This window comes from Ensifer sp. 22521 (genome assembly GCF_052044795.1).
In the GTDB taxonomy this organism is placed as follows: domain Bacteria; phylum Pseudomonadota; class Alphaproteobacteria; order Rhizobiales; family Rhizobiaceae; genus Ensifer.
In genome coordinates, this window is record NZ_JBQENM010000055.1 from 1 (window position 1) to 12,606 (window position 12,606).

Consider the following 12,606-nt stretch of genomic DNA (forward strand, 5'->3'; position numbering starts at 1 on the left):
GCCAAAAATGCCGCCAACGGCCGCAAGAAAATCGTCGTCTCGGGGCTGTGGACCGAAGTCTGCAACACCACCTTCGCGCTGTCGTGCATGCATGACACCGACTACGAGATCTACATGGTTGCCGACGCCTCCGGCGGCACCTCGGCCGATGCGCACAAATACGCCATGGACCGCATGGTCCAGGCCGGCGTTATCCCGGTGACCTGGCAGCAGGTCCTGCTCGAATGGCAACGCGACTGGGCCCGCAAGGAAACCTACAATGCCGTCACCGCACTGGTGAAGGAGCATTCCGGCGCCTACGGCATGGGCATCGATTACGCCGTCACCATGGTTCACAAGGGTGACGAACGCGTCAGCCACGGCAGGACGATCGGCCCCAACCCGGCAAAATAACGGGGCGATCTGCCCACCGCGCAACACCCCAGAACCACAATAATGACCGGCTTCGCTAGAAGCCGGTCATTATTGTGAATGATTCACATCACGCCCACATTGACCTGCCCGGGTCGCTTGCAAAGGAAACACGCATGCACGCTTTATCCAACCAGCTGGCCCCTTATCTGCTCAGCCTTTTGCGCATCGTCTCGGCCCTCGTCCTCTTCAGCTACGGAACGCAGAAGGTCATCGGCTTTCCCGCAAGTGACGGCGGCGGACCGCCCGTCGGCTCCCTGCCCTGGATTGCCGGATTGTTCGAACTCGTCCTCGGCTTCACGCTGCTGGTCGGCTTCAGAAGCCGGCTTTCGGCCTTCATTCTCTCGGGCGTCATGGCGTCGGCCTATTTCCTGCGCCATGCGCCGCAGGGCTTTTATCCGGCTCAGAACGGCGGTACGGCCGCCATCATCTTCTGTTTCGTGTTCCTCTATCTCGCTGCCGCAGGCGGCGGACCCGTCGGTCTTGATGCGGCGCGCGGTGACGCCAAGCTTTGACGGTCGGTCGCGCCGGTCAACCGTCGACGACGTCGCCATAGTCCAGATGGCGAGCGTACCAGGCGGCCACGAACGGGCAACGGATGACGACTTTCCGGTGGCTCGCCCTCACGAGGTCGAAAACGCCGGTCACCAGCCGCGACCCGATCCCGCGGCCGGACAAGTCCTCAGGAACCTCCGTATGGATCAACACTAGACGCCCATCCTCCTGGCGGTAGTAGACGGCGGCGATGGCCCCGTCGACCGCCAGTTCGAAGCGGCGCAGCTCCGGGCGCTCGATAACCACATTGTTTTCGGATTGGTTCATGGGACACTTTCCCTTCTCCGGCCGGGCTTCAAACGGCCTGTTGCAGAAACTGATGGATAGGAGGCGACGATCCGTTTGCGCTCCCGCCGTTTTCGCCGGACAAAACAAGCTTCTTGTCCAGGCGCACCGATACCTAAGTGTAGTTACGTGGCACACCGCGCAGGTCTACCTTTCAACCATCTCCTCGTTTCCAAGGGGGCAGACAGCATCTTCCAGTCCCGGCTTCGGTATCCCCTCCCCGAAGCCTCGGGCCGGCCCGGCCCGCTGAGACCGTCTCCTGCCGCAGGAGACGGTCTTCTTTCTGCGTTGNGGTCAGCGTCGAAAAGAAACAGGGCGCGATCCGACATCGGTATGGCGGGCGCGCCGGTTCTTACGTCTGCCTAGCGGTCGAAGAGATGACGGAGCTGTCGGGGTTGCGATCGCAGATACTGATCGGGCGCCCACACCCGCTCGCCGAAATGCGCGGCGGCATGCCAGGGCCAGCGGGGGTCGTAGAGAATGGCGCGGGCAATCGCGATGAGGTCGGCATCGCCCGTGGTCAGGATTGCTTCGGCCTGTTCGAACTCGGTAATGAGGCCGACGGCGATGACCGGTATCGCCACATTCTCTTTGACGGCGCGCGCAAAGGGGACCTGATAGCTTGGGCCGATCGCGATTTGTTGGTGGGACACAAGGCCGCCCGACGAGACATGAATGGCCGAGCAGCCACGTGCTTCAAGCGCCTGGCAAAAGGTGATGGTTTGCTCGATATCCCAGCCGTTCTGCGCCCAGTCGGTCGCCGAGACCCGCATCGTCACCGGCCGGTCCGCCGGAAATGCCGCGCGAACGGCCTCGAAGACTTCAAGGGGGAAGCGCATGCGGTTTTCCAGCGTTCCACCATAGTCGTCCGTGCGACGGTTGGAGAGGGGCGACAGGAACTGATGCAGGAGATAGCCGTGGGCTCCATGAATTTGGACAGCGTCCAGCCCGAGAGCGGCGGCGCGCCTGGCGGCATCGGCGAAGGCCGAGCAGACCTGCGCAAGGCCGCCGCGATCGAGCGCCACCGGATGGTCATAGTCATCGTGGAAAGGGACAGGACTCGGTGCGACGGTTTTCCAGCCGCCTTCGTCCTTCGGGTTGATCTGGCGGCCGCCTTTCCATGGGACTTGGCTGGAAGCTTTCCGTCCGGCATGGCCGAGCTGGATGGCGATGGGCATGTCGGACCACCGTCGCACCCCGTCCAGAGCTCGGCCCATCGCGCGCTCGCAGGCATCCGAATAAAGCCCGACATCGCCATAGGAAATACGGCCCTCCGGCAGGACCGCGGTCGCCTCGATGGTGAGCACAGCCGCACCTGACAGGGCCAGATTACCGAGATGGATAAGATGCCAGTCGGTCATCTGCCCGTCCGTGGCCGAATATTGGCACATTGGCGCGATGACGATGCGGTTTCGCAGATTAAGCGATCCCATTTCGAAGGGCGAGAAAAGCCTGGTTCCGCTCATGATCGTTCTCCAGAGGTCGACAGGGCCTGACGGATCGGCCCATGTTTCGCCGTTTGGCAGCAAGGTTGCAATCTCTCGGTATCGAAGGGGCTTCAGAACTTGCCGTTCCGGCCCTACCATTTCGATTGGGCTCGTGCTGGACGCGGAAAGGCTTTCGGCGCGGGCTCAGCTATCAGACGTGATCCGAACCCGCTGGGCTGCAGCGACATCGCTCCGGTTTTCTCCCTTCGGCATGTGACCGAACATGTGGGGCTTGATCTGGTTGATCCAGGAAATCACCGCCGGCTCCTTGCCCCACAGAGTTTTGGCAAAAGGAACGATCTGTTCGCCGACGAGAATTCCAAGAAGGCCGACCAGCGCGATGACCGGCGGTGCCGGCGAGCGGACATTGAGGAGGCTGTAGACAATGCCGACGAGAAGTCCGGCGCCGAGTGACAGGAGATAGAGTTTCATGACGGTGATCCTTGATTGTGGTGGCTGCCACTCCGAGCGGTTTGACCCAGAGTGGCTTTGCCTATCGCATCGCTTAGCCGGGTTCGGGCCGATGCGTTTTCCAGGGTGGACGCGCTGCTTGCGAATGGCACCGATCAGGCGCCGGTCCTATGCAGCAAGCGGAACCAGATTTGCCTCGATCTTGTCGCGGAAAGATTCGTATCGATGCGGCAGCTTCAGCGCCTCGCCGAGATGGGCGGTGTCCTCGTCGCGGTCGAAGCCGGGTTCGTTCGTTGCGATCTCGAACAGGATCCCGCCCGGTGTCCGGAAGTAGATCGCCCAGAAATAGTCGCGATCGATGACGGGAGTTACCTGGTAGCCGGTGTCCATCAGCGCCTTGCGCACTTCGAGCTGTTTTTCACGGTTCTCGACGGCAAAGGCGATGTGGTGCACCGAACCCGCTCCCTGACGCGCAAACGGTGTCTTCGGGAGCGCAGCGAGGTCGATCGTGTCTGCACCGTTGCCGCCGGGAATGATGAACCGCGTGACGTCTCCTTCGACTTCAGAACGCTCATAGCCCATGAAACGGAGGAGTTCTTCGGTCGCCGCCGTGTCGTGAAGGTTGAAGCGCGCACCGCTGAAGCCGCGAATGGCATTGGCCTCGGAAATTCCCTCGGCAAGCCAGGGGGCGCGGGCATCGTCGGCTGCTTCGACCAGGGCGAGGCCATCACCATCGGGGCCCGTGAAACGCAGGCTATTGGCGCCAAAGACCGTGTCGGTCTGAATACCACCCACACCTTGCGCAATGAGGCGGTCCTTCCAGAAGGCCAGCGCCCCCTTTGGAATGGAGAACTGGGTCTCGCCGACTTCGCCGACGCCCGGCCGCCCGATCATCATGTGCGGGAACGGAAAGTACGTCATGACGGTACCAGGCGTACCGTTCTCATCGCCATAATAAAGGTGATACACACTCGGATCATCGAAATTGACCGTCTTCTTCACGCGGCGAAGGCCGAGTGTGTCGGTGAAAAATCTGTTGTTCTGCTGCGCATCCGACGCCATGGAGGTGACGTGATGCAGTCCCTTGATATCCTTGATCATGGCCCGTGCCTTTCTTCGTTGACAGTGTTCGTCGATGCGTAGAGATGTACTCGGGTTGATTACCTCGCGGAATTGCAATATTTCTTTCGAGTGAGTTGCGATTTTTGAAACAATAGAGATGAACGATCATAAAGCCCTGAAAATTTTCCTGATGGCCACCGAGAAGCGCAACTTCGCTCAGGTTGCCCGCGAGCTCGATATGACCCCCGCTGCCGTCACGCGGGCCATTGCCGCGCTTGAAGATGATCTCGGCGTCCAGTTGTTTGTTCGCACGACCCGCCAGGTATCGCTGACGACGGACGGCGCCGTTTTTGCCGCCCAGATCCAGCCGGCGGTCGAAACGCTCGAAAACGCGCGGCGCGACGTCAAGAATGCACACAAGGCTGACCAGGGACGTCTGCGGATCAGCGCGCCGACCTGGCTCGGCAAGACGGTGCTGCCGCCGATCCTCTCCGGCTTCCGGGAGCTCTACCCGAAAATGTGCTTCGAGATCTCGCTGTCGGACGGCTTGGTCGATATCGTTGACGACGATTACGATCTCGCGATCCGCATTTCGTCGGCCCCGTCGGACAAATTCACAATATGGCGCAAGATCAAGGTGGTCCCGAGGATATTGGTGGCCGCGCCAGGCAGCAGGTTCGCTGAGATGCAACACCCGAGCGAGCTGACCCCGGACGATTGTCTCGCATACAGCGGCGAAAGCCGGCGGGAGAACTGGCTGCTTTCGGACGGAGGCTCAAGCATCACCATCGTCGCCGGAAGAGCATTCAGCGCCAACAATGGCGAGGTCCTGGCCGACATGGCTGCAGACGGCGCGGGCGTAGCGATGTTGCCGGGATTTCATATCGCCGAGCATATTCGCAGCGGACGGCTCATCCATGTTCTGCATGGCTGGTCGCCACCAGACCTTTGGTTGACACTCTACTATCCGCCCTACCAGGCCCTACCGCCGCGCATCGCGACGTTCTCGAAATTCTTCGAGGAACAACTGACCGCTCATATGGTCATGCTCGACTAGAGCATGCCGCTTTCAAGTGGAATCACTCGAAGCGAAAAGATGCTCTAGAATCAAAGTGCTGGAGCGTACTTTTGTGCGTTCATGACGATCTGCGCTTCTTGTGAGAAAAAGAGGCGCCGGCAAGGGCGGCCACGCCATTATTGCCTGACGCCAAAACGTTGGCGCTTGCTCTCGGCCCAAAATTAAACCAAATGTCTGCTCTCTCCCGCGAAGATGCGACCCAAGCTTGCACAAACCTCCATTCTAGAATTGAAGCTGCCGGGCCGGGCCATTGTACAATCTGATATCGGTCGTGCTGAAGAAGCGCCTCGACCTCCCATTCAAGACATTGCCAGATTTCCGCGCGAGGATCGTGGAAGTCCCGGGCTATGGATGAGCGAGCGGGAAGTCGCCAGACTGCGGCACGATCTGCGAAAGGTCGCGCAGCGATCGGTTCCCGATGGAGAGCTGGACTACGGCGTCTTCTCCGAGCGTGAAGATGCCCCCGCCGGGACGATCGTGACAGTCGTCTATCGGGTTCCCGACGGTGAGCCGGACGCCTTCAACGCCTGCCCGGTCATCCAGGTCTCTCTCTCCGGCAAATCCGTCGACGTTCTCCACCTGGGGCTGGTGATGATCGATCCCGCAGTTCGCAGCGCGGGGCTTTCCTGGGTGCTCTACGGCCTCACCTGCTTTCTTCTTTTCCTACGCAACCAGCTTCGTCCGCTCTGGATTTCAAATGTCACCCAGGTCCCGGCCGTTGCCGGCATGGTGGCCGAGACGGCGCCGCATCGCCCTCGACAGACGTTTCGTGGTCGCCTGCGGCCGAGGCATCGAATGCTTGAATCCCACGGGATGGCTGGAAATTCACTGATTGCGGCCAACAGGCCCCGTCTGGCGGAGAGGGAGCCGTCGAATATTTCCGATATCGGATACCGAATTTACCCATAAAACGACGACCCCCAGCTGTTCCCATTCGAAAAACTGACCTCACGCTTAGAGATTCATCGCTGCCTGCGCCTGCCCTTGTGTTGGTCGGTCCGCGAAGAAGTGAAGGTGGCAGCGCTTGGGGGCAAAGCGGTCGCATATGGCGGCTTGAAATCGCCTTCCTTGGACCTACCTACCATTGCGTTGCCTACCTTGAAGGAGCGCAGCCATGGAACTCACCGTGGTGCCCATCGTCAAGCCGGACGCCGCCAACTTCATCTTTGGCCAGTCGCATTTCATCAAGACTGTGGAAGACCTCCACGAGGCGCTGGTGGGCGCGGTTCCTGGCATCCGCTTCGGGCTGGCCTTCTGCGAGGCCTCCGGTAAGCGGCTGGTGCGCTGGTCGGGTAATGAAGAAGCCATGCTCACCCTCGCACGTGACAACGCATTGGCCATTGGCGCCGGCCACACTTTCCTGATCTTCCTGGGCGACGGATTCTTTCCCGTCAATGTGCTGGCTGCGGTGCGTGCGGTGCCAGAGGTCTGCCGCATCTATTGCGCGACGGCCAATCCGACGCAGGTGATCGTCGCGCAAACGGAGCTAGGCCGCGGCGTGCTCGGCGTGGTGGATGGCGCCTCACCGCTGGGTGTCGAAACCGACGCAGACATTACGTGGCGGAAAGACCTGCTGCGAAAAATCGGCTACAAGCTGTAGGCAGTGTGAAGTCGACGTGCCCGCATGGACAACACCGTCAAGCTCGTGACCCAGACGCGCGGACCGTTCGCGCAACGCCCGCGATGACCCCGCTGCGGCGCGCAGGGTCGCCATACGCCATAACTCCGGCGGCGCTATGGTTGCCCATCAAGGGGACTTGCTGCGCAGCAAAAGCGTCGGTGCGCACCGGGCCGCCGCGGCAGTTCCAGTCGATACATTATGTGATCCTAGCCACACAGATAGCGAACATTTAAGTTGTTCTCGCAGGATTGCGAAGGAACTGGTGCGATACGCAATCCAGATAACGCTGCCGGATACACTTTTCTCCGATCTGTGTTCAGAACAAAACTTCCATCGGAAATGACTGCAACACATGCCGCGTCGACGCACACGGAGATCGAAATCACGTCTTCGAAAAGGCGTGGGATATGCGCTCATATGATCGTCGGAACTCCATTCGGAATGGGCCCGTTGGACTTCGACCCAGGGCGCAAATATCATAGAGTCATTGCCACCTTCGGGTAGATGCCCAAATGGCCGAAGAACACGTCAAGCGCCGTCTTGCCGCTATCGTCGTCGCGGACGTGGTTGGTTATTCGCGCTTGATGGAGATGGACGAGGTTGCGACGCTGGCCGTACTGAAGGAGCGCCGGGCGACAATTCTCCAGCCTGTCGTGCGCGCACATGGCGGCCGCATTGTCAAAGTGATGGGTGATGGGGTTCTCGTTGAGTTCACGAGTGCTGTCAACGCCCTCTCAGGAGCGATCGAACTACAGCGGCGGATGGCGGATGCAAATGCTTCGCTGCCAGAGGCGCAACGTATAGTCCTGCGCATCGGGATCAACCTCGGCGATGTTGTCGTGGAAGGCAGTGACCTCTATGGCGACGGCGTCAACATCGCCGCACGGCTGCAAAGTCTTGCCGAGCCGGGAGCCATCTATGTCTCGGCGGGCATCCATGATCAAGTCAAACGAAAGCTCGCACTTGGCTACGATGATCTCGGGCCGAAATCCCTGAAAAACATCGCCGAAGAGGTTCACGTCTATCGCGTACTTTCCGAGGCCGAGGCCACGAAGGATCACGCGGAAAAACCGGATCTGCCGCTGCCTGCCAGGCCGTCCATCGCCGTGTTGCCGTTCACCAATCTGAGCGGGGAAGCCGAATATGACGTTTTCGCAGACGGATTGACAGAAGACCTCATTACCGACCTTTCAAGGAATGCCGGCCTGTTTGTTATCGCGCGCCATTCCATCTTCGCCTACAAGGGGAAGTCGGTCGATGTTCGATTGATTGCGCGCGAGCTGGGCGTCCGCTACCTCGTGGAGGGAAGTGCACGCCGCGCCGCCGGTCGCGTGCGGATCAACGTCCAGCTCATCGACGCCGTTGGCGGAGATCATCTCTGGGCCGAACGCTTCGACCGAAATCTCGAAGACATTTTCGGCGTACAGGACGAAGTCACGGACAAGATCGTCGAGGCCCTTGTTGGACGTTTGGCGGAATCACCGGCGCGTAATCGTCCAAAGAGCCTGGAAGCTTATGATCTTTGTGTCCGTGGACGAAGTCTGATCTCGGCGTTCAACAGTTCCCCAGAAGCGCTTCGCGAAGCCGAGATACTCTTGAACCAGGCAGTCTCCATCGATTGCGAATATGCGGAGGCATTTCGCTGGCTGGCTTTTGTTTACTGGCAATTGTGGGCGCAGAGTATCGAACCCACGGAAGAGAACCGATCGCGAGCCCTTGAACTGGCCCGCAAGGCATTGGCATTGGACAAGAACGACGCTGCCGGTCATTGGTTTATCGGATATTTGCTGGCCTATGAAAAACGCTGGCCTGAGTCCGATGAAGAGTTTGCAGCCGCCTTCACGCTAGAACCAAACAATGCGGATGCCCTAGCCATCGGTTCGGAGTTTGCGGCGTTCGCAGGTCGCGCATCGGAAGCGATCGAACTGATCCAAAGGGCGCTTCGCCTAAATCCGCACCCAGCCGGGTGGTATTATTGGCAGCTTGGGCTCGCGCATTACGCGGCCTGCCAATATGAAGAAGCCATCAAGATTTTGCGCACGGAGGCGATCTACCGCAGCCCTTCGCGCCGCATACTGGCGGCCAGCCTTGCCCAACTCGGACGCAGGGACGAGGCGATGCGTGAGGCAGCTCTTTTCATGGCGATGACCCCAAAGTTCACGATTACGCACTGGGCCGCGGCACAACCCGCCCGCAATATGGAGACGCTCCAGCGCTTTATCGAAGGCTATCGGAAGGCCGGACTGCCGGAATGATCGTGAAACTTGGAAAGCCTCAGACGGCGCATCGGTCTTTCATGTGAATTGACCGCTAGTCTAGACAGTGGAATCTTTTTCTTCACGTGCTTGCTTTCGTTCGGGCTTGTAGGACGCTAGCAATTTGATAGCCATCTCAATTCCCGTAGGGCCGTTTGGGTCGACGTCATTCGCGCGACACCATTTCTCATGCTGCCGCCTGATCGCGTCCATGTCGGTCGTAGAAAACGTGTTGCGCATCTCCCCTCCCCGGTGTCGCATAAGTGGGGCAAACTATCACAACTGAAATAATAGAGACCCGGCACAACTAATGGGTTTCATCGGCGTTTCTGGTTGTTTGATCCCGTTGTGTGTCTGCGGCTTGCGGTCACGCAAGAGTGGTAGTGAAGATTATGGACAGGCAGGCCGCAGGGAGGCGACTGATGGGATATGACGCGACGGGCGCACGAGAGCGCCGAATGAAGGCCGCACGCTACAGTGCGGCGTCACGCTTGCCGCCCTGGTCGTTACCGTCGCTGCGCAGGTTGCCAGTAAAGCACTCTAGAATCGAAAAGCCCCTCCCTTGCTCACGCAAGAGGAGAGGCCCGGCGTCTGAGCGTTCGACTTCACAGACGCGGGTATTGATGACAGAGACTTCGGAAATTGATAGCCCGGTCACACGATTGTGGGCAAAAGTTGATGCCCGGTGCGCCTGCTCGTGCGACATGGTCCGAGCTACTCCTTGGAAACGGACACCCGCCACCATTTTCCGGAATAAACTCTATCCCTGCCTTATCAAATGCGGAGACGATGCTCGCTAGATTGTTGCGGATAGGCACGTGAGCTCCCCTTACAAAATCGGCAACAGTCTGGCGAGACACGTTAGCTGCTTTTGCGCGCTCTGCTTGGCTCCAGCCCAGCAGAGCTCGTGCCCCTCGGTCAATTGGGCATTCAGCACTCAGCACCGGGAGCCCGCAAATGGGGTTCGCAGGCTCCCGTAGTGTCGGCAATCCGATTGCTGGCGAGGCCACCTACTGCTGTGCCGGGGCCGCTTTTTGAAGTTCTGCCTGAACCTTCTTGGCGATGGCCGGGTTGCTCTGCGCCTCCGTAAGGATTGCTGAATATTCTTCGACCGAAATGGACGGCGAGGCTTTGACGGCCTCGACCATTTTCTTGCTGCCTTCGGTCTCCAGCTGCTTCTTCGCCGCCGTGTCCGGCGTTGCTTCTATCTTTGCCGAGTATTCCTGCCTGACCTTGTCGACCTGAAGATAGGCAACCGCAAAGGCTTCGATCTTTTGTTCGCTGATGACTGCCTCCGCACCCTTGTCTTCGGCCTGCCCCTGCGTCGGCTGCGTCTCTTGCGCCTGAGCAATTTCTAAGGCAGATGCCGGACTGAAGATCATGAAACTGAGGGCTGCAGCCGTCAGCGATGCAATGGGCGTGTAACGAGTGATCATATTCATTCCTCTATGATGTACATGACGTGATCGGCAGCGACGCTGCCTTTCGATCGCCCCTCACGTCGGCTGGATACCGAACGCGTCAGTGACGATGAAACGCTGGGAAGGGCTCGGTGCGGCGGCAGCGGGGCAATTTGCTGACCATTGAACGGCAGCTTTATGGCTCACGCGGAGAGCCCAGTTAGTTATGGCTGGAGTCGAAACCAGCATTCAGCGCCAGGGTCGGCGTCTTGTCGGGCACTCTGCTCTACGGGTTCATCCGGCCACCGGTTTTCAGATGTCCTATCGCAGTCACCAGTCTGGAACGGGAACCGATACTCCTTTTTTCGTGTAGAGCTGCGCCGGGGCAATGCGAGCAAGCCGTGAGTCATCCATCGTGTAAGGAGTGGCAAAGTTTCTTGGCGATCAACGATCGGTTCCGAACGGGCCAGAACATCCACAGGACGAAACGAAAAAACCTACCCAGTGATTAGCCCGCACGGAGGAGAACGATTGATGACGGGGGCTGATAGACCAACACTCTCCTCGGCAGTTTTACCAACGACTACCGGTCGTTGGGCGCCAGGGATGTGAAAACAAATCAGCGCTTCATGGCAACGACATTGGCTTCGTCATCGAAAAGGCCGGAGGGAATTTCATGTTTTGTTGATGCGCTGGTTTTGCAAATTTTAATGCACCACCAATTCGCTCAGCGCGTGGTCCGGGACGAGAGCCAGAGCTAGGCGCGCACAGGGGGTGTTTCTGCCGGCAACTGCGCAGCGAGAGGGGGTCAGCTTGCACATGAACGATTGGACACAGACGGACGCGGCAATATTCGAGCATCAGCCGTCATCGATTGGAAGGCCGAGGCTGTCACCGCAGACGGGAGTTGTGACGTGTTCTTGAGGATCGAATTCAGCGTCGACCCGGGCGGAACAGATGTGTCGTCGCTGCAATTCAGCTTGACCGTGCAGCAAGCAAAACACATTGGCGCGAAGTTGAGTTCCTATCTGCCGCAGCGCCCGACAGTGCGTTTCGGCGTAGGTACCCAGCAACCCAGAGGGAGCGCGGTCCCGATGCCGATTGGCGTGCCGCTTCCAGGAAGCACAAACCGTGGATCGGAGGCGAAGTACCCATCGCTGTAGAGCCAGGCATCACCAAATCTCCCAGAGGCACTGCATGAAAGCTGAAGAAACGTCGCTAAGGTATCTAATTCTCCGGCCTGACGGCGCCGTTGGGGAGGTTGAGTTGAAGCAGGAAGTCACCGCAGCGCTCGCGCGGCTTCCGGTTGATCCTTCGCTTTACTTCGATCTTTGCGAAGCACACCTTCTTATTCCGCTTAAGCAGTTGGTCAACGCGCGTGCGCGCGAAAGAGGCATCGCCAATGCGAACCGCCATATGTTGGCGGCGGCGAAAGGCAGCTAGGAGGGACGGAAACCGCTCACGGTCCGCGCCTTGGGCGCGAGCTGTGGCTCGAGGTGGATGGGAATTCGACTTTGCTCAACGCTCGTCATTCGAATTGGCGGGCGATACCCCGCTGCACCGGATGACCAGACACCTTTGAATGGTCCCTGCCTCCAGCGAACCGGCACAGCCCCAGGGCCGCATGAACAATTTCGACGAAATGCCACGATTGCGCTGTGGAAATCGCCCGGATTTAGGCCCTGCTCGCTGAGACGCCAGATGACAAGAGGGATCCCGTTGGGCGAGAATTCCCGCGTCATCATGAGGGGAAAACAATGACAACAACCAATGAGATTGCAGAAAAGATCGCGACCGAACATGGCTTGACCAAAGTCCAGAGCAAGGCGGTTGTCGAGGCAGTCTTCGCCGCCGTCACCGCTGCCGCCACATCCGGCGCCGAAACATCGATCCCGGGCTTTGGCAAGTTCAAGGTCAAGGACACGCCTGAGCGCGAGGCGCGCAATCCGGCAACCGGTGCGACGATCAAGGTTGCTGCTGCGAAGAAGTTGTCCTTCGCGCCGGCCAAAGCTCTCAAGGACGCGCTGAACGGCTGATGCGC

The 12,606-nt window shown here is 59.3% G+C and carries 15 protein-coding genes; 8 read left to right on the top strand and 7 right to left on the bottom strand.

Annotated elements, in window-relative coordinates; all coding sequences use genetic code 11:
- Together ACTJKE_RS35975 and ACTJKE_RS35980 are read left to right on the top strand one after the other, a co-directional pair.
- On the top strand, nucleotides 1-393 hold a 393-nt coding region (locus ACTJKE_RS35975; protein ID WP_440691397.1), incomplete at its 5' end, for an isochorismatase family protein.
- Between the two features lie 134 nt (nucleotides 394-527).
- A complete protein-coding gene (locus ACTJKE_RS35980) occupies nucleotides 528-926 on the top strand; it encodes a DoxX family protein (RefSeq protein ID WP_058325108.1) in 399 nt (132 codons plus the stop codon).
- A gap of 16 nt (nucleotides 927-942) precedes the next feature.
- On the opposite strand, the gene ACTJKE_RS35985 is transcribed toward ACTJKE_RS35980, so the two are convergent.
- The 4 genes from ACTJKE_RS35985 to ACTJKE_RS36000 all read right to left on the bottom strand — a co-directional run bounded on the left by ACTJKE_RS35985 (nucleotide 943) and on the right by ACTJKE_RS36000 (nucleotide 4,250).
- Nucleotides 943-1,233 carry a GNAT family N-acetyltransferase gene (locus ACTJKE_RS35985; protein ID WP_440693843.1) on the bottom strand — a complete coding sequence of 97 codons (291 nt, stop codon included), beginning with the start codon at nucleotides 1,231-1,233 and terminating at the stop codon, nucleotides 943-945.
- A 380-nt stretch (nucleotides 1,234-1,613) separates the two neighbouring features.
- Entirely contained in the window at nucleotides 1,614-2,717 is a 1,104-nt protein-coding gene (locus tag ACTJKE_RS35990) for an NADH:flavin oxidoreductase/NADH oxidase (protein WP_058330207.1), read from the bottom strand.
- A 165-nt stretch (nucleotides 2,718-2,882) separates the two neighbouring features.
- Nucleotides 2,883-3,170: a XapX domain-containing protein gene (locus tag ACTJKE_RS35995; RefSeq protein WP_058330208.1), complete on the bottom strand. Its 288-nt coding sequence runs from the start codon at nucleotides 3,168-3,170 to the stop codon at nucleotides 2,883-2,885.
- Nucleotides 3,171-3,317: 147 nt separating this feature from the next.
- Nucleotides 3,318-4,250 (bottom strand): VOC family protein, encoded by a 933-nt coding sequence (locus ACTJKE_RS36000; RefSeq protein ID WP_058330209.1) that lies wholly within the window; start codon nucleotides 4,248-4,250, stop codon nucleotides 3,318-3,320.
- 118 nt (nucleotides 4,251-4,368) lie between these two features.
- On the opposite strand from ACTJKE_RS36000, the gene ACTJKE_RS36005 reads away from it, so the two are divergent.
- The 4 genes from ACTJKE_RS36005 to ACTJKE_RS36020 all read left to right on the top strand — a co-directional run bounded on the left by ACTJKE_RS36005 (nucleotide 4,369) and on the right by ACTJKE_RS36020 (nucleotide 9,165).
- A complete protein-coding gene (locus ACTJKE_RS36005; RefSeq protein WP_058330210.1) occupies nucleotides 4,369-5,268 on the top strand; it encodes a LysR family transcriptional regulator in 900 nt (299 codons plus the stop codon).
- Between the two features lie 213 nt (nucleotides 5,269-5,481).
- Nucleotides 5,482-6,198 carry a hypothetical protein gene (locus ACTJKE_RS36010; protein WP_440661228.1) on the top strand — a complete coding sequence of 239 codons (717 nt, stop codon included), beginning with the start codon at nucleotides 5,482-5,484 and terminating at the stop codon, nucleotides 6,196-6,198.
- A 205-nt stretch (nucleotides 6,199-6,403) separates the two neighbouring features.
- Nucleotides 6,404-6,889 (top strand): adenosine-specific kinase, encoded by a 486-nt coding sequence (locus ACTJKE_RS36015; protein ID WP_058330212.1) that lies wholly within the window; start codon nucleotides 6,404-6,406, stop codon nucleotides 6,887-6,889.
- 533 nt (nucleotides 6,890-7,422) lie between these two features.
- Nucleotides 7,423-9,165, top strand: coding sequence for an adenylate/guanylate cyclase domain-containing protein (locus ACTJKE_RS36020; protein ID WP_440693845.1), 1,743 nt, complete (start codon nucleotides 7,423-7,425; stop codon nucleotides 9,163-9,165).
- Between the two features lie 472 nt (nucleotides 9,166-9,637).
- Here ACTJKE_RS36020 and ACTJKE_RS36025 read toward each other — a convergent pair whose 3' ends face one another.
- Genes ACTJKE_RS36025 through ACTJKE_RS36035 form a run of 3 tightly spaced genes read right to left on the bottom strand, consistent with a single transcriptional unit; the run spans nucleotide 9,638 to nucleotide 10,601 of the window.
- A complete protein-coding gene (locus ACTJKE_RS36025; protein ID WP_162764819.1) occupies nucleotides 9,638-9,871 on the bottom strand; it encodes a hypothetical protein in 234 nt (77 codons plus the stop codon).
- Nucleotides 9,771-10,175, bottom strand: coding sequence for a helix-turn-helix transcriptional regulator (locus ACTJKE_RS36030; protein WP_440693849.1), 405 nt, complete (start codon nucleotides 10,173-10,175; stop codon nucleotides 9,771-9,773). Before ACTJKE_RS36030 ends, ACTJKE_RS36025 begins: the two co-directional genes overlap by 101 nt.
- On the bottom strand, nucleotides 10,176-10,601 hold the full coding sequence (locus tag ACTJKE_RS36035) for a DUF4168 domain-containing protein (RefSeq protein WP_113514866.1): 426 nt from the start codon (nucleotides 10,599-10,601) through the stop codon (nucleotides 10,176-10,178).
- 1,230 nt (nucleotides 10,602-11,831) lie between these two features.
- Here ACTJKE_RS36035 and ACTJKE_RS36040 point away from each other — a divergent pair.
- Both ACTJKE_RS36040 and ACTJKE_RS36045 read left to right on the top strand, forming a co-directional pair.
- Nucleotides 11,832-12,008 carry a hypothetical protein gene (locus tag ACTJKE_RS36040; RefSeq protein ID WP_440639752.1) on the top strand — a complete coding sequence of 59 codons (177 nt, stop codon included), beginning with the start codon at nucleotides 11,832-11,834 and terminating at the stop codon, nucleotides 12,006-12,008.
- Nucleotides 12,009-12,247: 239 nt separating this feature from the next.
- Entirely contained in the window at nucleotides 12,248-12,601 is a 354-nt protein-coding gene (locus ACTJKE_RS36045; protein WP_440693623.1) for an HU family DNA-binding protein, read from the top strand.
- Nucleotides 12,602-12,606 lie beyond the last annotated feature (5 nt).